Source organism: Corynebacterium sp. ACRQK (assembly GCF_022345965.1).
Lineage (GTDB): Bacteria > Actinomycetota > Actinomycetes > Mycobacteriales > Mycobacteriaceae > Corynebacterium.
The window spans coordinates 1-21,199 of the sequence record NZ_JAKRMU010000009.1 but is presented as its reverse complement, the minus strand read 5'-3'; the positions used below and the strand labels follow the sequence as shown (position 1 = coordinate 21,199).

The 21,199-nt window shown below is 60.5% G+C and carries 21 protein-coding genes and 5 tRNA genes; 19 read left to right on the top strand and 7 right to left on the bottom strand.

The genetic code is table 11. The features are described from left to right. Positions 1-40 precede the first annotated feature (40 nt). On the top strand, positions 41-976 hold the full coding sequence (locus tag MHX63_RS09425) for an aminodeoxychorismate lyase (protein WP_239388411.1): 936 nt from the start codon (positions 41-43) through the stop codon (positions 974-976). Here MHX63_RS09425 and MHX63_RS09420 read toward each other — a convergent pair. Together MHX63_RS09420 and MHX63_RS09415 are read right to left on the bottom strand one after the other, a co-directional pair. Beyond that, the gene (locus MHX63_RS09420; RefSeq protein ID WP_239388409.1) at positions 973-1,614 is read right to left on the bottom strand and encodes an FABP family protein; all 642 of its coding nucleotides are present in this window, start codon (positions 1,612-1,614) and stop codon (positions 973-975) included. The two genes, MHX63_RS09425 and MHX63_RS09420, sit on opposite strands and share 4 nt — an antisense overlap. Positions 1,615-1,624: 10 nt before the next feature. Further along, on the bottom strand, positions 1,625-2,443 hold the full coding sequence (locus MHX63_RS09415; protein WP_239388407.1) for a DUF2993 domain-containing protein: 819 nt from the start codon (positions 2,441-2,443) through the stop codon (positions 1,625-1,627). A 165-nt stretch (positions 2,444-2,608) separates the two neighbouring features. Here MHX63_RS09415 and mshD point away from each other — a divergent pair, with 165 nt between their 5' ends. From mshD to MHX63_RS09385, 6 genes are all read left to right on the top strand, one after another. Then, positions 2,609-3,646 (top strand): mycothiol synthase, encoded by a 1,038-nt coding sequence (gene mshD, locus MHX63_RS09410; RefSeq protein WP_239388405.1) that lies wholly within the window; start codon positions 2,609-2,611, stop codon positions 3,644-3,646. Positions 3,647-4,028: 382 nt separating this feature from the next. Continuing rightward, the gene (gene pstS, locus MHX63_RS09405; RefSeq protein WP_239388403.1) at positions 4,029-5,126 is read left to right on the top strand and encodes a phosphate ABC transporter substrate-binding protein PstS; all 1,098 of its coding nucleotides are present in this window, start codon (positions 4,029-4,031) and stop codon (positions 5,124-5,126) included. Between the two features lie 142 nt (positions 5,127-5,268). Further along, a complete protein-coding gene (pstC, locus tag MHX63_RS09400; protein WP_239388401.1) occupies positions 5,269-6,330 on the top strand; it encodes a phosphate ABC transporter permease subunit PstC in 1,062 nt (353 codons plus the stop codon). A 12-nt stretch (positions 6,331-6,342) separates the two neighbouring features. Beyond that, on the top strand, positions 6,343-7,263 hold the full coding sequence (gene pstA, locus MHX63_RS09395) for a phosphate ABC transporter permease PstA (RefSeq protein WP_239388399.1): 921 nt from the start codon (positions 6,343-6,345) through the stop codon (positions 7,261-7,263). A gap of 72 nt (positions 7,264-7,335) precedes the next feature. Beyond that, positions 7,336-8,112, top strand: a complete 777-nt coding sequence (gene pstB, locus MHX63_RS09390; RefSeq protein ID WP_239388397.1) for a phosphate ABC transporter ATP-binding protein PstB — start codon at positions 7,336-7,338, stop codon at positions 8,110-8,112. A gap of 198 nt (positions 8,113-8,310) precedes the next feature. Then, positions 8,311-8,862 (top strand): gluconokinase, encoded by a 552-nt coding sequence (locus MHX63_RS09385; protein ID WP_239388395.1) that lies wholly within the window; start codon positions 8,311-8,313, stop codon positions 8,860-8,862. Positions 8,863-8,895: 33 nt separating this feature from the next. Here MHX63_RS09385 and phoU read toward each other — a convergent pair whose 3' ends face one another. Both phoU and dusB read right to left on the bottom strand, forming a co-directional pair. Continuing rightward, positions 8,896-9,636 (bottom strand): phosphate signaling complex protein PhoU, encoded by a 741-nt coding sequence (gene phoU, locus MHX63_RS09380; protein WP_239388393.1) that lies wholly within the window; start codon positions 9,634-9,636, stop codon positions 8,896-8,898. Between the two features lie 87 nt (positions 9,637-9,723). Continuing rightward, positions 9,724-10,848, bottom strand: a complete 1,125-nt coding sequence (gene dusB, locus MHX63_RS09375) for a tRNA dihydrouridine synthase DusB (protein ID WP_239388507.1) — start codon at positions 10,846-10,848, stop codon at positions 9,724-9,726. Positions 10,849-11,144: 296 nt separating this feature from the next. Between dusB and MHX63_RS09370 the strand changes: the two genes are divergently transcribed. The 8 genes from MHX63_RS09370 to MHX63_RS09335 all read left to right on the top strand — a co-directional run bounded on the left by MHX63_RS09370 (position 11,145) and on the right by MHX63_RS09335 (position 15,114). After that, positions 11,145-12,650 carry an acetyl-CoA hydrolase/transferase family protein gene (locus MHX63_RS09370; RefSeq protein WP_239388391.1) on the top strand — a complete coding sequence of 502 codons (1,506 nt, stop codon included), beginning with the start codon at positions 11,145-11,147 and terminating at the stop codon, positions 12,648-12,650. Positions 12,651-12,710: 60 nt separating this feature from the next. Continuing rightward, positions 12,711-12,783, top strand: a tRNA-Lys gene (locus MHX63_RS09365). Between the two features lie 125 nt (positions 12,784-12,908). Then, on the top strand, positions 12,909-13,997 hold the full coding sequence (locus tag MHX63_RS09360; protein ID WP_239388389.1) for an alkene reductase: 1,089 nt from the start codon (positions 12,909-12,911) through the stop codon (positions 13,995-13,997). 133 nt (positions 13,998-14,130) lie between these two features. Continuing rightward, positions 14,131-14,203, top strand: a tRNA-Glu gene (locus MHX63_RS09355). A gap of 1 nt (position 14,204) precedes the next feature. Then, positions 14,205-14,281: transfer RNA gene (locus MHX63_RS09350), tRNA-Asp, on the top strand. Positions 14,282-14,529: 248 nt separating this feature from the next. Then, positions 14,530-14,603: transfer RNA gene (locus MHX63_RS09345), tRNA-Asp, on the top strand. A 36-nt stretch (positions 14,604-14,639) separates the two neighbouring features. Next, positions 14,640-14,712: transfer RNA gene (locus MHX63_RS09340), tRNA-Phe, on the top strand. A gap of 117 nt (positions 14,713-14,829) precedes the next feature. Next, a complete protein-coding gene (locus MHX63_RS09335; RefSeq protein WP_239388387.1) occupies positions 14,830-15,114 on the top strand; it encodes a GNAT family N-acetyltransferase in 285 nt (94 codons plus the stop codon). Positions 15,115-15,164: 50 nt separating this feature from the next. Here MHX63_RS09335 and epsC read toward each other — a convergent pair whose 3' ends face one another. Then, entirely contained in the window at positions 15,165-15,749 is a 585-nt protein-coding gene (gene epsC, locus MHX63_RS09330) for a serine O-acetyltransferase EpsC (protein WP_239388385.1), read from the bottom strand. Positions 15,750-15,923: 174 nt separating this feature from the next. After that, a complete protein-coding gene (cysK, locus tag MHX63_RS09325) occupies positions 15,924-16,859 on the bottom strand; it encodes a cysteine synthase A (protein ID WP_239388383.1) in 936 nt (311 codons plus the stop codon). A gap of 191 nt (positions 16,860-17,050) precedes the next feature. Here cysK and MHX63_RS09320 point away from each other — a divergent pair, with 191 nt between their 5' ends. The 4 genes from MHX63_RS09320 (at position 17,051) to murA (ending at position 20,789) form a co-directional block, all read left to right on the top strand. Continuing rightward, positions 17,051-17,848 (top strand): enoyl-CoA hydratase-related protein, encoded by a 798-nt coding sequence (locus tag MHX63_RS09320; protein ID WP_370644090.1) that lies wholly within the window; start codon positions 17,051-17,053, stop codon positions 17,846-17,848. 38 nt (positions 17,849-17,886) lie between these two features. After that, on the top strand, positions 17,887-18,423 hold the full coding sequence (locus tag MHX63_RS09315) for a DUF2505 family protein (protein WP_239388379.1): 537 nt from the start codon (positions 17,887-17,889) through the stop codon (positions 18,421-18,423). Between the two features lie 181 nt (positions 18,424-18,604). Continuing rightward, a complete protein-coding gene (gene ramA / locus MHX63_RS09310) occupies positions 18,605-19,462 on the top strand; it encodes an acetate metabolism transcriptional regulator RamA (protein WP_239388505.1) in 858 nt (285 codons plus the stop codon). A 70-nt stretch (positions 19,463-19,532) separates the two neighbouring features. Then, a complete protein-coding gene (murA, locus tag MHX63_RS09305) occupies positions 19,533-20,789 on the top strand; it encodes a UDP-N-acetylglucosamine 1-carboxyvinyltransferase (protein ID WP_239388377.1) in 1,257 nt (418 codons plus the stop codon). A gap of 199 nt (positions 20,790-20,988) precedes the next feature. On the opposite strand, the gene MHX63_RS09300 is transcribed toward murA, so the two are convergent. Next, on the bottom strand, positions 20,989-21,199 hold a 211-nt coding region (locus tag MHX63_RS09300; protein ID WP_239388375.1), incomplete at its 5' end, for a hypothetical protein.

Sequence of the window (21,199 nt, the reverse complement as noted above, 5' to 3'; positions counted from 1 at the left end):
ATGGGGCTTGTAAAACGTCCGAGAACAGTGCGGGAATAGAATGAGGAACATGAGCAATCAGGGAGCAAAGTTCGTGGTCGTTGACGTTTTGGGTGAGGACGGCGCTGGCACAGGCGCTGACACAGACCCACAGGTACGGGATACGACCGTGCCGATGATCTACGCGGACGACCTGGCTGCTGTGCGCGGCGACGGGGTGTTCGAGACCTTCATGCTGCGCGGCGGCAACGTGCGCAACCGCGAGCGCCACGCCACCCGCTTCCTCAATAGCTCCGCGATGCTGGATCTGCCGGAGCCTGACCTGGAGCGTTGGTACCGCGCGACCGACATTGCCGTGGCCAACTTCGAGGAAAGGAACGGGCAAGGGCAGGAGGCCGCACTGCGCTGGGTCTACTCGCGCGGGCGGGAATCCACGGGCCAACCGACGGGCTGGGTCACGGTGGCACCGGTCAGCGAGCACGTGCTGCACGACCGGGAGCACGGCGTGCGGGTAATGACGGCCGAGCGGGGCTTCCGCATCGACCTTTCGGAACGTTCCCCGTGGGCGTTGATCGGCGCGAAGACACTGTCCTATGCAGCCAACATGGCCGCTCTACGCAGTGCGAAGGCTCGCGGGGTGGACGACGTGATCTTCCTGTCCGACGAGGGGCTCGTGCTGGAGGGGCCGACCTCGACCGTAATTGCCGCGGAGGTGGACCCGACGACGGGGGAGAAGAAGCTCGTCACCCCGCCGACTCACGTGGGAATTCTGAAGGGGACCTCGCAGGCCGCGCTATTTAAGCTGGCCGAGCAGCGCGGATGGGGTACCGAGGAACGGGTGCTGCGGGTCGAGGATCTCACAGCCGCCGCCGGCGTGTGGCTGGTCTCCTCCGTACGCGTGCAGGCACGGGTAACAGAACTGGACGGCACCCAGCTGCCCCGCCCGGAAGTCGCTGACGAGGTGGAAAAGATGGCCTGGGAGGCTGTGACCGGCTAGCCGACCACGCGGGAAAGCTGCGCGGACTGCCAGGGAACCATCTCGCCGTCAATGAGGCGCTCGTCTACCCAGCCGAGGTCGTTGTTCGGCATCAGACCGTAGAGGCGTTTGCCCGGCCCGAGGTTCGTCGGGCCGGTGGCCGTCGCCATCGTCGAGGCACTTTCCAGCTGCCAGGCGCGCTCGTTCAGCGGGCTGCCGTACAGGATTTCCACCATGCCGTCGGAGTGGGTGAGGATCATCTCGATCTCATCGTCATCGTTGATGCGCAGGAAGCCGGATTCGCGGCGCCCGGGGGTCTCGGTCGGCTGCCCGTCGTCATCCATGCGCCAGGTGCGGGAATCGTAGCTGATGCGGTTCTCACCGTCGTGGGCAAAGACGACCTGCTGACCGAAGGTGAACTCCTTCTCGCCGGGAGGTGCCGCCTGGCCTTGGCCGCGCCATACACCGATCAGCGGCAGCAGGGCCAGCAGTCCGTCGTGCAGGTTGGGCCCCTTACGCAGGTTGGCTGTGTCATCGGGGATGGGCATGTCGCCGAATTCCGGCAGGTTCTTGTCGCTGGTGGACTTGGATTGCTCGGCGGCCAGGTTTACCGCTTCGTTAGCGTCTACCTTGAACTTCTTCTTTTCTTCTTCAGCCATGCCCTCAAGACTATAGGCTGGGGAGTTCTTCTTCACTCAAGGGGCGGGATCGCGGAGCCAAATCGGACAAGCTGATTTTTGTGTACACCTGCGAGGCTTCGACGAACACTGAGCCGCCGGAGATGAAGATTTGTTCCGGGTCGCCCCGCATGGGTAGTTCTTTGCCCGGGATGCTCAAACTAAAGGCGTCATTAACCCGCTTTTTGATGTCCGGATCGAGCGTGGTTTCGTCGGTGACGTTCTTGGCCTTGATGCCTAGACCGTCGGGGGTGGAGAGGATCCTGGTCGGGGTGATCACCATGGTGCCTTCGACGATGCGCAGCTTAACTTCGACCTTCGCGGGTTTGGCGAAGTCCTTCGGTTTGCCCTCGAAGATGGCCTCGGTCTCCCAGCCGCCGCGGGGCGAAATGTCGTCGAGATTCTGAATTTGCAGCGCCTCGATATCCATGCGGTTACCTAACAGCACGCCGTCCAGTTGCAGGCGAGTAAAGACCTTGCGCGCTGGGGCATTTTCAATGGTGCCGTTGAAAACATCGTCTGCGGAGACCGTAATGTACTGTGCCGAGGTTTGCACGCTCATCAGGCCGAAGCCAGGCACGTCGACGTCGTTGGCGACGACGGTGACGGCCTGGAGTTCGTGGCTGAGTGCGGCACCCGTATAGGGGAAGCCCGCCACCTGCACCTTTGGCGGGTTGGCCAGGTTCGAGTCAGCGTACAGCGCCTCGGAGATCTTGTGCTCGGCGCGGGCGGCGATCACACCATCGGCGATCAGCGCTACGAGTAGCACCAGCACGAGGGTGAGCGCGCCGCGGATTGCGATTTTCTTCACCTGGCCGGCCCCCTTCTCGAGTCTCTTTATTGTTCCCTACAGGTTACTAGGTGCCCCTGTTCCTTCTTTATGACGCCACGCCTCCGCCGCAGCAATCCCAGTGAAGCATTAAGAAACCCTCGAAATCGACCCCAAACATGCCGAAAGTGAGGAACAATTGGGGGCATGGCTATTACCTACGACACATTTGAAGACCTGTGGGAGCACTCTGAGGTGTTGGAGGGGGTTCACGAGGTGCTGGGCGAGGTCGCTGAGGCAGATGGGGTGCCTGCGATCAGCGAGGCTTTCCTGCGCGGCATCGACGAGAACCGCGGCCACAAGCACGTAGTGGCAAGAAACAACGATCGCGTGGTTGGTGTGCTAGCGATCGACCCGGATCGCGTGATCGAGCTGGCTGTAGCCCCGGATGTTCGCCACAGCGGGGTGGGGGTCGCCCTGTTCGAAGCTTTGCGTGACCAGCTGGGTGTGAGTGGTGCGATTGACGTGTGGGCGCACGGAGATTCCGCCGGAGCCCAACGCTTTGTGGAGTCGCTGGATGCCCGCCGAACCCGTGAACTGCTGAAGATGTCGCTGGACTGTGCCCCGGCTACGAAGTCGGCCAAGGCTATTGAGGCGGGCGGTGCAGAAGCCGAGAAACGCTGCGAGGAGCAAGAAATTGAGGTTCTGACTTACACCGAATCCGTTGCTCGCTTCGACGCGGATTCCGTGGATGCCGAGTGGGTGCGCGTCAATAATGAGGCCTTCGCGTGGCACCCCGAGCAAGGTGGCTGGGACGTAGATCACTTGCGTTCTGCTCGCGACACTAATTGGTTCGATCCGGATGCGGTTATCTTGCTGTGGGTGCGGGATGAGAAGTCCGCTGCCGAGCGGGTGGGTATTCCCTGTGCTGCCGATGGGGGCGAGGGGAACGACGATGTTTTCCGGCTGGTGGGCTTCCACTGGACGAAGATCCCGCTGGAAGAGAAGGAAAAAGATGCCGGCGAGCGGGCAGGTGAGGTGTACGTCGTGTGCCTCGCTGACGATGCTCGTGGTAGAGGACTGGGACAGGCGATCACGCAGCTGGGAATGAAGTTGCTGCTGGATAACGGTTGCGGTCGCATTGAGCTGTATGTGGAGGGGGACAACGCGCCCGCGGTTTCTACGTACAAGCGGCTTGGCTTCGAAGTGGTGCACACCGATGTGGTCTACCGTGGGTGTCTCTAAGTAGTGGGGCCAAGGAGCGAGAAGCCTTAACTGTTCATCGGTATCACCTGAGAAATATTTATGCCCACTTGCCGTGTATTGCCAAGAGTGAAGTGGGTTCAGCTTCGCCCTAGGTTAACTGTGGGTTAAATCAAGCCACCTTCCGTCACGTGGGGGTAGCGTTTAGGTGTGGCGCTGGGGGTGCTTTGGCAATGCTTTCTGAACCGACAAAGTTGCCTGTACTGCATGAACACTGTTGTTCATCTGCTGTTCACTTACAGCACTCTTTAAATCCATAAGCACCGATTAACTTTCTTGGTGGCGCAAGAGTGGCTCCTACAACTGCGGGCTTCTCCTGTAAGACACTTTTCTGTACTTCTGACAATTTTCGGAGGAAAACCTCGTGAAGTTCACCATGAAGCGCACCAGCGCTGTAGCTGCAACCCTGTTTGCTGGTTCCCTGATCCTGACCGGCTGCTCCAACGCTGACAACAACGAAGGCGGCAGCGGCGAAGGTTCCCGCGAGATGGAAGAGGCCACCGGCGAACTGCGTGGCGAAGGCGCTTCCTCTCAGGACAACGCAATCCAGAACATCTTCGGCCCGGCTTTCTCTAGCACCGGGGCTACCCTGGCTTACAACGCTTCTGGTTCCGGTGACGGCCAGAAGAAGTTCATCGCTGGCCAGGCTGACTTCGCTGGTTCCGACTCCCCGCTGAAGGACGACCAGATTGCGGACGCCAAGAAGCGCTGCGACGGCAACGACGCATGGCACCTGCCGATGGTTATCGGCCCGGTGGCAATCGCTTACCACCTGGAGGGTGTGGACGAGCTGAACCTGTCCACCAAGACCGTTGCCAAGATCTTCAAGGGTGAGATCAAGAAGTGGGACGACGAGGCCATCAAGGCCGAGAATGAGGGCGTTGACCTGCCGTCCGAACCGATCGAGGTTGTATACCGCTCTGACGAGTCCGGTACCTCCGACAACTTCCAGAAGTTCCTGTCTGCGTCCACCGGCGAGTGGGACTCCGAGGGCAAGAGCTTCCCGACCAAGGTCGGCACCGGTGCTCCGAAGTCCAAGGGTGTCGCTGACCAGGTTGCAGCTACCAACGGTGCAATCACCTACGTTGAGTCCGGCTTCGCTGAGGAGCTCGACGCAGTCAACATCGCCAAGATCGACTTCGGTTCCGGCCCGGTTGAGCTGAACAAGGACAACGTCAACAAGGCTCTGGGTGGGGCTGAGTTCTCCGGTGAGGGCAACGACCTGGTCGTGGACGCTGACAAGCTGTACGGCATGAACGGCGAGGATGAGTACCCGCTGGTTCTGACCACCTACGAGATCGTCTGCTCCGCTGGCTACGACGACAACACCTCGAAGCTGGTTAAGAACTTCCTGAACACCATCCTGGACAACCAGAACGATGATCTGGCTGACCAGGGTTACATCCCGGTGGACGGCGAGTTCAAGTCTAAGCTGGAAGAGTCTGTCGACGCTCTGAAGTAGTTAAACGCTGGCATTCAGACAGTGACGTAACCCCCGCTCGTTCTTCGATCGGGGGTTACGATTTGAATACGGCAACTACAGTGACGCGAAACACTTTTCAATTTTATTCTGGTATTGAATAACGACCTTTTAAGGATCCCTCATGGCAAACGCCAATAAGGTTGAGGTCGCCAAGTCTGCAAAGGCAGAGGGCGACGCCCCTCAGCCGAAGCAGGATCACCAGTTGGCGCAGAATAGCCAACGCTCCGGCGGTGGCAGCGTTAAGCGCCCTGGCGATGTTGTTTTCGAAACGCTGGCAAAGACCTCCTCAATCCTGATCACCGTGATGATCGGCCTGATCGGCCTGTTCCTGATCATGCAGGCAGTCCCCGCACTGAACCGCCTGCGCGACGGAATTTTCAGCTTCTTCACCTACGGTGAACGCTGGAACACCGACTACACCAACAATGACGGCGGATGGATGCAGTTCGGTATCCCGAACCTGTTCTTCACCACCGTCCTGGTTTCGATCGTCGCCCTCCTGCTGGCCATGCCGGTTGCACTGGGCATTGCGATCTTCCTGTCTAACTACTGCCCGAAGCGTTTCATCAAGCCCCTGGGCTTCATGATCGACTTGCTGGCCGCAGTGCCCTCCATCGTGTTCGGTATTTGGGGCGCTTACGTCCTCGGCCCGGCGCTGGGTGACTTCTTCGAGTGGCTGTCTGGCTGGGCCGGCGGTTTCTTCCTGTTCAACCACCAGCAGGGTAGCTCCCCGCCGTTCTCCACCTCTCGAAACATCTTCACCGGTGGCGTCGTCTTGGCAATCATGATTCTGCCGGTCATCGCCGCCACCACCCGTGAGGTCTTCGTGCAGACCCCGAAGGGGCACGTCGAAGCCGCATTGGCTCTGGGCGCAACCCGCTGGGAAGTTGTCCGCATGACCGTGCTGCCCTTCGGCTTGTCCGGCTACATCTCCGGTGCAATGTTGGGCCTGGGCCGTGCGTTGGGTGAGACCATGGCACTGTACATGGTCATCGCTAGTGCGCCGAACTTCCGTGGCTCCCTGATGGATGGCGGTACGACCTTCGCAACGGCCATTGCCGCAGCCGCGCCAGAGTTCAACGACGAGCTGAAGGCGGGTGCCTACATCTCCGCCGGCCTCGTCCTGTTCCTGTTGACCTTCTTGGTCAACGCTGCCGCCCGTGCCGTTGTGGCGAAGAAGTAGGAGAAGAGAACAATGACTGATGCAGCAACTGTAGAAAACAAGAAGTCCTCTTCGTCCTCCGAGCTGTTTACCCAGATTTCTGGTAAGCGTAAGGCGGTCGACAAGTTCGCCACCGTCATCATCTACTTCGCCATGGCGCTAGCCCTGGTCCCACTGCTGTGGGTCTTAATCAAGGTCGTCGGCGAAGGTCTGCCCGCCATTCTTAACCCCGACTGGTGGATGTACGACATGGTCGGCCAGCCGCGTAACAAGGCCGGTGGTGGTGCAGTCCACGCCATCATCGGTACTTTGATGCAAGTTCTGGTTACTTCCGCGGTCTCCATCCCGATCGGCGTGTTCACCGCTATCTACCTGGTGGAGTACTCTCGCGGCGGATTCCTCGGCAGGATCACGACCTTCATGGTCGACATTCTGACCGGCGTTCCCTCCATCGTTGCCGCCCTGTTCGTCTACGCGATGTGGATCACCATGTTCGGCTTTGAGCGCTCCGGCTTCGCAGTCTCACTGGCGCTGGTGCTGCTGATGGTTCCGATCATCGTGCGTAACGCGGAAGAGATGCTGCGCGTGGTTCCGATGGATCTGCGTGAGGCCTCATACGCACTGGGTGTGCCGAAGTGGAAGACCATCGTGAAGATCGTCCTCCCGACTGCTCTGTCCGGCATCGTCACCGGCATCATGCTGGCCGTCGCCCGCGTGATGGGCGAGTCCGCGCCAGTGCTGATCCTGGTTGGCTCCACCACCAAGATCAACTGGAACCCGTTCGAAGGTGGTCAGCAGTCCCTGCCGCTGTACATGGTTGACCTGTATGGCGCAGGCAGTAACGAGTTCGTGCTAGAGCGCCTGTGGGGCTCCGCACTGACCCTGGTGCTGCTCGTGGCGATCCTGATGATTGGCGCCCGCCTGATCTCGAAGCGCTACTCGGTGAAGGTCTAAGGCTGAACCTATCGCCTTAGGCCCCACTGGGACCGAAAACCCAAACAAAGCCTTTCCTAGGAGAACAACACAATGGCTAAGCGCCTAGACCTCAACGACGTCAACATCTACTACGGCGACTTCCACGCCGTACAGGACGTCAACCTGCACATCCCGCCGAAGGCAGTGACCGCCTTCATTGGCCCGTCCGGCTGCGGTAAGTCCACCGTGCTGCGCACCCTAAACCGTATGCACGAGGTTATCCCCGGCGCCTACGTCGATGGCGAGATCCTGCTTGACGGTGAAAACATTTACGGCCCGAAGATCGACCCGGTGGCTGTCCGCAACACCATCGGTATGGTCTTCCAGAAGGCAAACCCGTTCCCGACGATGTCCATCGAAGAGAACGTAGTGGCTGGCCTAAAGCTGTCCGGCGCGAAGAACAAGAAGAAGCTCCGTGAGATTGCAGAGCGCGCGCTGCGTGGCTCCAACCTGTGGGACGAAGTTAAGGACCGTCTGGACAAGCCGGGTGGCGGCCTGTCCGGTGGTCAGCAGCAGCGCCTGTGCATCGCCCGCGCCATCGCGGTCGAGCCAGAAGTTCTGCTGATGGACGAGCCCTGCTCAGCGCTGGACCCGATCTCCACCCTGGCAGTGGAGGACCTGATCCACGAGCTGAAGGAAGAGTTCACCATCGTCATCGTGACGCACAACATGCAGCAGGCAGCCCGTGTGTCCGACCAGACCGCCTTCTACTCCCTGGAAGCTACCGGCAAGCCCGGCCAGCTGGTCGAGGTTGGCCCGACCAAGCAGATCTTCGAAAACCCGTCGAAGAAGGAGACCGAGGACTACATCTCCGGTCGCTTCGGATAAAGCTCCTATCTGCGTATCACGCGGGTACAGAATCTTAGAAAAAGTGTCTTCGGCAGGCTCCCGCTGAGCTTGCCACCCACTAGCGGGGTTCCGGTTAGCGCCGGAACCCCGCTTTTGGCGTCAACAATAAAAATAATGGGCATACTGGAGGCAGTAACGGGTATCCCAGAGAACCACCGCAGAGAAGAAAGGAGCCACATGTCTAGCCAAGAGACCCCGGCAACCCTCCACGTCGTCGTGATGGGGGTGAGCGGCAGCGGCAAGACCACCCTGGCGCGCGCCCTGGCCGAGAAGACCGGCTGGCAGCTGCAGGAAGCCGACGACCTGCACCCCGAAGGGGCACTGGAGATCCTGCAAGACGGCAAGCTCCCGCCGGAGGCTGGGCGCCATAAGTGGCTAGGGATCGTGCGTGATTGGATTGCGGACGAGGCCACCCAAGGCAATAACACCGTCACTGCCTGCACCGCGCTGCGCATCGACCACCGCGAGATCCTGAACGACGCGGGTGAGAACGCGACCGTGTTTTACGTCCACCTGTACGGCACCGAGGATGTGCTCGCGGAGCGCATGAAGAACCGTGTGGGAGAAGCTGACATGCCACGCGAGCTGCTGACCGCGCAGCTGGAGGATCTGCAGCGCCTCACGCCGGGGGAAAAGGGCATCCAGTTGGACGTTAGCCGCACCCCGGAGCAGCTGCTCGACGATGCGCTGAACGCCGCAAAGTTCGCGAAGAAGGCGTACGCGCGCTAAATCCCACTTGGAGCGACTGGTTAATAATCCTGGCTAGTAGTCCAGGTTCGTGTCGTAGCGGTAGCGCCTCTCGTCGAACTGCTCGCGGAACCGCTGCTGCAGCTCTTCGTCCTCCTGCTTTCGGTGGTACTCGTCCGGCGTGAGGCCAGTAATGATGAAGACGATTCGGTTGGCGATCTCCACGGCGTGGTCAGAGTAGCGCTCGAGGTAGCGTGACAGCAGCGTGACGTCCACGGCCTCGCGCACGGTGTGTGGCCATTCGCGCTGGGTGGTGAGCTGGAAGATGTGGCGGTGGATGTCATCGACCGCATCGTCGTCTTCGACGAGCTCGAGGGCAGTGTTTACGTCGAGCTCGCGCAGCAGGGTCTGGATCTTCGCCGCCGAGTTGTCGCACTGCCGAGCCATCTCTTCGATATATGGGCGGGCGGTCGCAGGGACAGCGTTTTCTGGGTGACGCCGCCGCGCCACCTTTGCCACATGCACCGCAAGCGCGCCCATGCGGGTGAAATCCTCGACAATGTGCTGGCCCGCAACGACGATGCGCAAGTCCCGCGCTACGGGCGCCTCCAGCGCTAGCAGCCGGAAGGCATCCTTGACTGCTGTTTCTCGCAGATCCTCGAGTGTATCCACGCTGCTTAGGACCTTCTCGGTAAGGTCCAGGTCGGTTTCTAGCAGAGAACGGGTAGCGGAATTGAGCGCAGTGCGCACGAAATCCGCCATCAGCGAAATGTCGTGCTTAAATTCTCGGAGTTGGTTTCGGTACACCCTACGCATGTGAAAAAACTATAGTCTCTGGAGCTCGGTGGCGCTGAGGTTTAGCCCCCGCGTATAGCCCCGAAAAACCCATAGACCCGAAAACTGTTAACCGCCACTGTTTTCGATATCTGCCCCGTCGGGGACAGTCTCGTCCTCCGGGTCGTCCAGCCACCCCTCCGGAAGGGCCACCTTCGCCGGGGATCCCTGGCGGCCGCGGGCGCCGTCGGCGTCCTCGGCCAGGGCGGGGGAGTCCCACACGTCGGCGAGTGCAGACTTCAGCTCGTCCAGGCTGCTTACCCGGGACAGGCTCCGGCGTAGTTCCCCGCCGGCGGGGAAGCCGCGCAGGTACCATGTCATGTGCTTGCGTAAGTCGCGGCAGGCCTTTTGCTCACCGTCGTGGGCGGCCAGCAGTTCCGCGTGGCGCAGAATGATGCGCGCTACCTCGCCCAGGGTGGGTTCACTGGGGACCGGCAGGCCGCGTAGCTCGGCGGAGAGCTCCGCGAAGATCCACGGGCGGCCCAGGCAACCCCGGCCTACGACTACGCCGTCGCAGCCGGTCTGCTCCATCATGGCGCGGGCGTCAGTGGCCTTGAAGATGTCGCCGTTGCCCAGCACGGGGATTCCGGTGTGGGCCAGGTGATGCTTGAGGCGCGTGATCTCGTTCCAATCCGCGTGGCCGGAGTAGCGCTGTGCCGCGGTACGGCCATGCAGAGCCACGGCGGCCGCACCCTCCTCCACGGCGATGCGACCGGCATCCAGGTGCGTGTGGTGCTGGTCGTCGATACCCACGCGCATCTTCACGGTCACGGGAATGTCCGTGCCTTCCGTGGCCTTGACTGCGGCGGCCACGATATTTCCGAAGAGCCTGCGCTTGTAAGGCAGGGCGGAGCCGCCGCCGCGGCGGGTGACCTTGGGCACGGGGCAGCCGAAATTCATGTCGATGTGGTCGGCGAGGTTCTCGTCGACGATCATCTTCGCCGCCTTGTAGGTGTACTCCGGGTCGGTGGTGTACAGCTGCAGGCTGCGGGGATCCTCGTCTGGCGCGAAGGTCGTCATGTGTAAGGTTTTCGGATTGCGTTCGACCAGCGCGCGAGCCGTCACCATTTCGCAGACGTAAAGTCCGGCGACGGAACCCATGCGTTCACGCTCCTGTTCGCGGCACAGGCTGCGGAAGGCCACGTTGGTTACGCCTGCCATCGGGGCGAGCACGACGGGGGAGTCGAGCTGCATCTTGCCGATCTGCAGTCCTTGGAACTGCTGGTTCGCCGAGGGGGCTCCGCCGGTCGAGCCGGCCTGGACGGTTGAATCTTGCGGCGTGGTGGAGGCGGGGGTTGTGGTCGATGTAGTCACGGGCACCATTGTCACACCGGGGTAGACAGAATACCAAAGGGCGTCCAAAAAGAAGCCAAACTAGCAACAAAGATTGTTCAACAATAGGCTGAAGGGTGAGGGCGAGCTACGTCACATTTATGTAGGCTGAGGAAATGAAGCGGAGAAACCGCTACACAGTAATGGAGGAGGAACCGATGTCTGAGCGCATCGCCAACGAGTTCTACAGGTCCAAGGTCATGTCCGCCGACGAGGCGGCGCAGTTCATCAACCATGGCGACAAGATCGGCATGTCCGGCTTCACGGGCGCGGGCTACCCCAAGGCGCTGCCGACCGCCATCGCCGAGAAGGCTAAGGAACTGCATGGTCGCGGGGAAGACTTCCAGATTGACCTCTTTACCGGCGCTTCTACCGCGCCTGACTGTGACGGTGTGCTGGCGGAAGCGGATGCGGTGCGATACCGCACCCCCTACGCCTCCGATCCGGTGATGCGTAAGAAGATCAACGCGGGCGAAATCAAGTACCAGGACATCCACCTCTCCCACCTCGGCCAGCAGGTTGAGGAAGGCTTCTTCGGGCAGCTGGACGTAGCTGTCGTGGAAGCCGTACGCATCGACGAGGCGGGCAACATCATCCCCTCCTCGGCAGTCGGCAACAACGTGGAGTACCTCAACTCCGCCCGCAAGGTCATTATCGAGGTCAACGAGTGGCAGTCCCTCGACCTGGAGGGCATGCACGACATCTACAAGATCCAGGATCTGCCGAAACGCACCCCGATCCCGATCAACCGCCCCGGCGATCGCATCGGCACGCCGTACATTCCGGTCGACCAGAACAAGGTTGTGGCCGTGGTGAAGACCAACGCCGAGGACCGTAACGCGCCTTTCAAGCCGACCGACGAGATCTCCGAGAAGATTGCCGGGCACTTCCTGGACCTCCTCGAGGGCGAGGTTGAGGCCGGTCGCCTGACCTACGACGGCTACGTCATGCAGTCCGGCGTGGGTAACGTGCCGAATGCCGTGATGGCGGGTCTGCTGGACTCCAAGTTCGAGAACATCCAGGCCTACACTGAGGTGATCCAGGACGGCATGCTGGACCTCATCGACAACGGCAAGATGACCGTCGCCTCCGCAACCTCCTTCGCGCTTTCCCCGGAGTACGCAAAGAAGATGAACGATGAGGCGAAACGCTATCGCGAGCACATCGTCTTGCGCCCGCAGCAGATCTCCAACCACCCGGAGGTCATCCGCCGTACCGGCTTGATCGCCTCCAACGGCATGATCGGCTGTGACATCTACGGAAACGTGAACTCCACGAACGTGTCTGGCTCGCGCATCATGAACGGCATCGGCGGCTCCGGCGACTTCACGCGCAACGCCTTCCTGTCCACCTTCATCTCCCCGTCTACGGCCAAGGACGGCGACATTTCCGCCATCGTGCCCTTCGCCTCCCACGTCGACCACACGGAGCACGACGTGATGGTGATCATCACGGAGCACGGCTACGCCGACCTGCGTGGCCTGGCACCGCGCGATCGCGTGCCGAAGATCATCTCCGTTGCGCACCCGGACTACCGACCGCTGCTGGAGGAGTACTACGAGCGTGCCTGCGCAGCAGGGAATTACCTGCAGACTCCGCACGACCTGAAATCCGCCTTCAGTTTCCACATCAACCTGGCGGAGAAGGGTTCCATGAAGGGCTAGGGGCTGGCGCTAGGGGGCAATTTTCTGCTTCGTAGAAGCATTAGATAGAATGCTCCCGTTGGGCCTTTAGCTCAGTTGGTAGAGCTACGGACTTTTAATCCGCAGGTCGCGGGTTCGAGCCCCGCAGGGCCCACAGCTTTAACCACTCCGCTGCAGCGCGTTTATGGTGATTTCCATGGTGCACTGCGGCGGGGTTTTTCCGTTGATAGGGCGAAACGAGGATGGAACAAAGCGGTACCGAAGGTTGTTGGAGCTGGCATGACAACTTTGTTTACCCCATTGGAACTTGGCCGTTTTACCTTGAACAACCGTGTCACCATGGCAGCGTTGACCCGCCAGCGGGCGGGCCACAGTGCTGTGCCGAACGAGCTGCACACGAAGTACTATTCCCAGCGTGCTAGCGCCGGATTGGTTGTTACGGAGGGGACCTTTCCTGCGTGGACGAACCGTGCATTTCCGGGCCAGGCAGGTATCGCAAATGAGGAGCAGGCGGCCGGCTGGAAGGGCGTAGCCAACGCAGTGCACGATGCCGGCGGTGTGCTTTTCATGCAGATCATGCACGGTGGTCGCACTAGCCACCCTGATCTCATCGACGGAGCGCAGGCGGAAGCGCCCAGCGCATTGGGCTGGGACGGCCAGGTTCGTGGCTTTGCCGGCAAGATGGATGCCCCGGTTCCACGGGCGTTGGAGGTTGACGAGCTCCCGCGCATCGTCGAGGAATTCCGCAGGGCTGCACGCCGAGCCATTGACGCAGGTGTCGATGGTGTGGAGGTGCATAACGCCAACGGATACTTGCTGCACGAGTTCTTGGCACCATCTGCCAACCAGCGAGAGGATGAATTTGGTGGCAGCCCCGAGAACCGCTGGCGCCTGCCGGAGATGGTGATTCGCGCGATAGTAGAGGAAATCGGCGCGGACCGCGTGGGAGTGCGTTTTTCGCCGGGCCACAACGTACAGGGAGTCATCGAAGACGACGAGGAGGACATGCTGGCCACGTACGGTGGCCTGCTGGATGCTCTTGCCCCTGTGAACCTTGCCTACGTGTCTTTCCTGCACGCACAGCCGGAAGGCGAGCTAATTGCGACCTTGGCGAATAAGGCCCGCGCCAACGGTGTGACCAAGGTTCTGATGAACGACGGGTTCGGCACCGTCACCACGAAGGAGGACGCGCAGCGCGAGCTGGCATTGGATTACGTGGATGCCGTGGTGGTGGGGCGCCAGCTGATCGCTAACCCGGACTTGGTGCGCCGGTGGCAGGAGGGTCTGGCGCTGAACGAGCCAGATCAGGACACGTTCTATATGGGTGGCGAGCGCGGCTACACGGACTACCCGACGGCTGCGGACTAACACGTGTTCCAAAGCGGGGTTAGTGGCTGACTTTGCCCACCTCACCGGGCGATTTGTTCTGCTGCTCGCCCCTGGTTTAAACTGTTCAAGCTGCTAAGGAAAGCTAGAGTTTCTTGCTGGCTTACTTTGTAGAGCTCCCATCGTCTAGAGGCCTAGGACCCCGCCCTTTCACGGCGGTAACACGGGTTCGAATCCCGTTGGGAGTACGGCCCTGTGGCGCAGTTGGTTAGCGCGCCGCCCTGTCACGGCGGAGGTCGCGGGTTCAAGTCCCGTCAGGGTCGCCATAAAAGACCTAATAGAGAGCCTTTCCGGTGCTTTTCGCGCCGGGGGGTTCTTTTCTTTTTGTTTTCTTTGTGATGCCCCCAGCTTGTGTGTTGAACACTTCAACAGTGACGCGAAAGCTTGCCGGAAATGGCGTTTGTACAGCTGATTTGCTTAAGAACTTTGAGACTGTGTAGAGTCTATTCTCGTGCAACGGACGGCTTAGACAAGTTGTGGTCTGGTCGTTTTATTTAGTTGCGCAGGCAAGATTGGCCCTGTGGCGCAGTTGGTTAGCGCGCCGCCCTGTCACGGCGGAGGTCGCGGGTTCAAGTCCCGTCAGGGTCGCTTCGATGTTCGAATCGGAAGCGGTCGGGCAACGAAGGCCAGATAGCTCAGTTGGTAGAGCGTTCGCCTGAAAAGTGAAAGGTCGCCGGTTCGATCCCGGCTCTGGCCACATTTAACCCCGGTAGCGGAATGCTACCGGGGTTTTGCCGTACGTACACTGGGGGCTAGAAGTTAGCACAGCTACTAGAGGATAAGAAGAGCAAATAGGGAAGGGAGTCCCAGCACTATGTCAGGCACCAAGAGCGTCGTTCACGATCAAGAGCAGAGCCGCTTCGTCATTTACATGGATGACCAGGAGGCTGGCTTCGCTGAGTATTCCCAGGAGGGCAACGTCCGCGACTTCAATCACACCGTGGTGGATCCGGAGTTCCGAGGGCAGGGGCTATCCAAGCCGCTGATTAGCGAGGCTTTGCTGGAGACCAAGGAGGAGGGGCTAAAGATTAAGGCCAGCTGCTCCGCTGTCGAGGCCTTCGTGGAGAAGAACCCGGACTTTAAGGAGCTGCTGGCCTAGTCGGCTGCGCGTGGTGCGCGCAATCGCACTGGGCGCGCTGCGGGGCGCGCCTAGATGTTGTTCTGCATATCGTCGACCCACTTTACGGCGTCGACGAGCGGAGTGTTCTGGTTGGGCTTGCGGGGGCGAATCTTCGCCGGGATGCCCGTCAGGATGGAGTTCGGGGGAGCGTCCTTGGTCACTACCGCGTTGGCGCCGATCGCGGAGCCCTCGCCGATAGTGATGGGGCCCAGCACCTTCGCGCCTGCGCCGATCATCACGCCGTTGCCGATGGTGGGGTGGCGCTTGCGCTGCACCAGTTCGGAGCCGCCGAGCGTCACGCCGTGGTAGAGCATGACGTCATCGCCGATCTCCGCGGTTTCGCCGATGACTACACCCATGCCGTGGTCGATAAAGAACCTACGGCCGATGGTGGCGCCAGGGTGGATTTCGATGCCGGTGAAACCGCGAGCGGCTTGGCTAATAATGCGGGCGATGCCCCGGTGCCCCCGCTTCCACAGTGCGTGGGATACGCGGTGCGCCCAGATGGCGTGCAGGCCGGAGTACACAATGGCGTTTTCTACGTCTCCGCGTGCTGCTGGGTCGTGCTCGCGGGCATTAGCCAGGTCTTCGCGGATGCGTCCAAGAATGCTCAACGGTGTGGTCTTTCGGTTGGGTGGGGATCGGCTTAAAGCTTTCGCAGCCACTATAACGAGAAGGCGCTGCCCCCTATTCCACCGCTGGGGTGGAAAGGCGGTAGCGCCTACTTGCCTGCAGCTACTAGCCGTTAGCCAGCCGTCACTAGGTTGCGGGTGGCTGCCAGGGCGAAACTAGTCGCGCAGGTCGTCGAACAGCAGGGTGGAGACGTAGCGTTCGCCGAAGTCGGGAACGATGACGACGATGGTCTTGCCCTCGTTCTCGTCCTTCTGTGCTTCCTGCACAGCTGCCCACACGGCTGCACCGGAGGAGATGCCGGAGAGGATGCCTTCGGAGACGGCCAGCTCGCGGGCGGTCTTAGTTGCGTTCTCCAGCGGAGCGTCCACCACGCGGTCCAGGATGTCCTTGTTCAGGATCTCCGGGAAGAAGTTGGTGCCCAGGCCCTGGATTTTGTGCGGGCCGAAGCGGCCCTCGGTCAGCAGCGGGGAGTCCGCCGGCTCCACACCGACGATCTCGATCTTGTCGTTCTTCTCCTTCAGGTACTTAGCCGCACCGGAGATGGTGCCGCCGGTGCCCACGCCAGCAACGAAGATGTCTACTTCACCGTCGGTGTCTTCCCAGATCTCCGGGCCGGTAGTGTTGTAGTGGACCTCCGGGTTTGCCGGGTTGGCGAACTGGCGAGCCAGGATAGCGTTGTCGGTGTTCTCGACGATCTCGTTGGCCTTGTCGACTGCGCCCTGCATGCCGGCGGAGCCCGGGGTCAGAACTAGCTCTGCGCCCAGAGCGCGCAGCATGATACGGCGCTCGTTGGACATGGTTTCCGGCATGGTCAGGATGACCTTGTAGCCCTTAGCGGCGCCGACCATGGACAGTGCGATACCGGTGTTTCCGGAGGTTGCCTCGACGATGGTGCCGCCCGGCTTCAGGGTGCCGTCCTTCTCAGCCGCCTCGATGATGGCCTTACCGATGCGGTCCTTCACGGAGTTAGCCGGGTTAAAAGCTTCCAGCTTCAGCAGGACGTTGGCCTTCAGCCCTTCGCTGTATGCGCCCAGCTTAACTAGCGGAGTTCCGCCGATGAGGTCGGTGATGTTGTTGTAAATCCTCGCCATGGGGGCGATCCTTTCGTTCTAGACTGATCGGTCTATACTGGGTAGTCTACACTTTTCGTCCGCTCGACACCACTGTTCCTTGACCTAGGTTGCTTGACCTGTGCGTTCGTAAGTGCTTCATAATTTTTTTGACGCCCCTACGCTCCGATCTTGACCAAATTCTCAGGCACCGCAGCAGGGGATTTGGTTCAATGGCAAGCATGACTACCGAAAACCAGACTTATGAAAACATCCAGGTGGCCGTCAACGGCGCCGTCGCGACTATCACCCTGGACCGCCCGAAGGCCCTCAACGCGCTGAACAGTGCCGTGCTGTCTGAAATTGTTCCGGCAGCGGAGTCTCTGGACGCGGATCCGCAGATCGGCGCCATCGTTATTACTGGCAGTGAGAAGGCATTCGCCGCTGGCGCGGATATCAAGGAAATGAAGGATGAAACCTACCCCGAGGTGGCGGAAAAGCGCCTGTTTGGCGACTGGGAGAAGCTAGCGCAGCTGAAGACCCCGCTGATTACCGCCGTATCCGGCTTCGCCCTGGGCGGCGGTTGCGAGCTAGCGATGCTCGGCGACATTCTGCTGGCTAGCGAGACCGCAAAGTTCGGCCAGCCGGAGATCACCCTGGGCATCATCCCCGGCATGGGCGGCACCCAGCGCCTGACCCGCGCAGTGGGCAAGTACAAGGCCATGGATTTGATCCTCACCGGTCGCATGATGGATGCCGAAGAGGCTGAGCGCAGTGGTCTAGTTTCCCGCGTGCTTCCGGCGGAGGGCTTCGCTGACGAGGTGCAGAAGGTAGCGGCAAAGGTTGCAAGCATGTCCCACGTCGCAACGGCTGCCGCCACCGAGATGGTGGACGAGGCCTACCGCACCACCCTGGAAGAGGGCGTGGAGGCGGAGCGTCAGCAGTTCTGGCGACTCTTCGACACCGCGGATCAGAAGGAAGGCATGACGGCCTTCGTGGAGAAGCGCAAGCCGGAGTGGCAGCACCGCTAGTCGCACCACCGGGCGCCATTCCTGGCACAATTGCGGATATGTCGCATTCGAAGCAAGTCAACCGCACTATTGACCTGTCCATTCATGATGTCTATGAGGTCGTCTCCAGCGAGGCGTTCCTGCTGACGGACGAAGGGATGGTGGAACAAACGGAATCCCAGATCATCGAGGCCGAGCGGGAGGTTCTGCCAGATGGTCGGGTATGGGCGCGGGTTGGCGTGAGGGCGTCACAAAAAGAGCTAAAAGAACTCGCCAAAGACGGTGAGGCGCCCATCGCATACCAAGAGACCTACGTTTCGCCTCCGGATGAAACCGGCGCGTTCGAGGTAAAGGCCGAGATGGATCTGCCAATGAAGATGGGGACGATGGATACTCACTTCATCTACGCACCCGTCACTGGGGGCGCTGGGGAGTTCGCAGCAGAAGGGGCGGCGGAGACCGCAGTAGAGGCGATTCTGATCGCAGATGTGTCGGTGCCGCTGATTGCCGGAAGGCTGGAAAAGCATCTTTTGAAGGCTGCTGATAAGACAGTGGACAACAGCTTGGCTCGCATAATAAACCTAGGTAGCGCTTAACTTTTCCTGAGAAACTCTGTTCGATTAGCCCCGATAAGGTCGTGCGCGCGCCCTTCCCTTCTTGCAACAAAAGCATGGGGGCAGTTTTGGGGGTAACAAGGGGGTGAACTATACTCCCTCTCACACGACGTCCTAGCCCTTCGGGGCGGGCGCCACAGGTCAAGTTTGAGGAGTGAACCAGGTGGACCAGCAGCGGCAACGCGATGACGACGACGTCATCATTTCTGCGCTGAATTCTCTAAAGAACGCGACCGGCATTCCGGTGACTATGTACGCCACGAGCTCGGCGGACGGAAAGTTGCGGATCTCCAAGTGGGTGGGTCTACGCACCCCAGCGCTGCACAACCTTGAGATTGCCCCGGGTGCGGGAGTTGGTGGGCGCGTGGTGACCACCCGCCGCCCCGTGGGTGTTTCCGATTACACCCGGGCAAAGGCCATCAGCCACGACTTCGATCGGCACATCCGTGACGAAGGGTTGCACTCCGTCGTTGCCGTGCCTGTGATTGTGAAGCGGGAAGTCAGGGGAGTGCTCTACGCAGGCGTCCACTCGCGTGCCCGCATGGGCGATAAGGTGCTCGAAGAGGTCACCATGACTGCCCGCTGCCTGGAACAGGAGATTGCTGTCAACGAGGCGCTGCGCGCAAACGACGCTGGACGCGGTGCAGCGGCAGGGGCGGCTGCAAACAAGCAAGTCCGGTCGATGTCCGGTGCGGAATGGGAGCAAGTGCGCGCCACGCACAGCAAGCTGCGCATGCTGGCCAATCGCGTGGAGGACGAAGACCTGCGTCGCGACATTGAAGCTCTGTGCGACCAGATGGTTTCTCCAGTGCGTGTGAAGCAGACCACCAAGCTTTCAGCGCGCGAGCTCGACGTGTTGGCCTGCGTGGCCCTGGGGCATACGAACGTAGAGGCCGCAGCCGAGATGGGTATCGGCGCGGAGACCGTGAAGAGCTACCTGCGCTCCGTGATGCGTAAGCTCGGGGCACACACCCGTTACGAGGCGGTCAACGCCGCTCGACGTATCGGCGCATTGCCCTGATTCAGCCCTGATATTGCTTTGAACAATCGCTCCGCTTTGCGCGGGGCGATTTTTTTATAGGCTGGGGGGCGTGAAAGACAGCTTCGTAGTGACAGGTGGAACCAGGCTGCAGGGCGCCATCAAGGTGTCCGGCGCCAAGAACAGCGTGCTTAAGCTCATGTCAGCAGCGCTTTTGGCGCCTGGGACCACCACGTTGACCAATTGCCCCGAAATCGCCGACGTGCCCTATATGGCTGAGGTTCTGCGCGGCCTGGGCTGTGAGGTGGAGCTCGATGGCGACGTCGTGCGCATCACGACTCCCGAGCACATCGAGTACAACGCGGACTTTGAGGCCGTGCGCCAGTTCCGTGCATCCGTCGCGGTGCTGGGGCCATTGACCTCGCGGTGCCTCAAGGCGCGGGTTGCTCTTCCTGGTGGTGACGCCATCGGTTCCCGCCCCCTTGATATGCACCAATCCGGCCTAGAGCTCCTGGGTGCAACCACCAAGATCGAACACGGTTGCCTGGTCGCCGAGACAGAAGAGCTCCATGGCGCGCAGATTAAGCTGGACTTCCCCTCGGTGGGCGCAACAGAGAACATTCTGACCGCTGCGGTGTTGGCTGAGGGCACCACCACACTGGACAATGCGGCGCGCGAACCGGAGATCGTAGACCTGTGCGACATGCTGGTAGCGATGGGCGCGAAGATCAGCGGCGCCGGTTCCAACACCATCACCGTCGAGGGGGTGAAGCGACTAAACCCGGTGGACCACGAAGTCGTTGGCGACCGAATTGTCGCTGGCACCTGGGCGTATGCCGCAGTAATGACGCGAGGGGACATCACGGTCGGAGGTATCGATCCACAGCACTTGCACCTGGTTTTGGAGAAGCTAAAGCTTGTTGGCGCCCAGGTTGAGACGTACCCGACCGGCTTTAGGGTAGTGCAGCACGAACGCCCCAAGGCGGTGGACTACCAAACATTACCTTTCCCCGGATTCCCGACTGATCTGCAGCCGATGGCGATTGCGCTGTGCACTGTGAGCGAAGGCATGAGCGTGATCACGGAGAACATCTTTGAGTCCCGCTTCCGGTTTGTCGACGAGATGATGCGCTTGGGGGCGGACGCCAGCATTGACGGCCACCACGTGGTTATCCGGGGTAGGGAGCAGCTTTCTTCTGCGCCGGTGTGGAGCTCAGACATTCGCGCGGGTGCGGGACTAGTGCTGGCCGGCCTGGTGGCGGACGGGAAGACCGAAGTGCACGACGTCTACCACATTGACCGTGGCTACCCGGAGTTCCCGGAACAGCTGTGCTCACTGGGTGCAGAAGTGGAGCGCGTGAAGCGCTAAAGGCTGAGTCTGTGCAGTGTTAAAACCCTGTAGACGGGTGCATGTGCACTTTAGTGTGATTTCATACCCTGCAGAAAAGCCTTTTGGCCTGCGGGTTTGTGTTTGGTGTGGGGTGTGTGTACATTAATCCAAGTCAGCGCGACACAGCACCGCGGGTTATAGACTCTCGGAACGCTGGTAGTCATAAGCGTCTGGCCAATCATTTTAAAGCTGTAAAAACAGTTCGTGTGTGTGCGAGTGCAGCGGGTTGTTTACCGGGAATTTGCTTTATCTTCACGGTTGCTTTACGCTCGTAATCCGTCGCAACGTGGCTGCCACCGATTGTGTGGTGTGTTTGTTGTGTGCGTAGGTTGTTTGAGAACTCAATAGCGTGATGAACCAAGTTTAGATACTTTGTTGACCAACCTTTG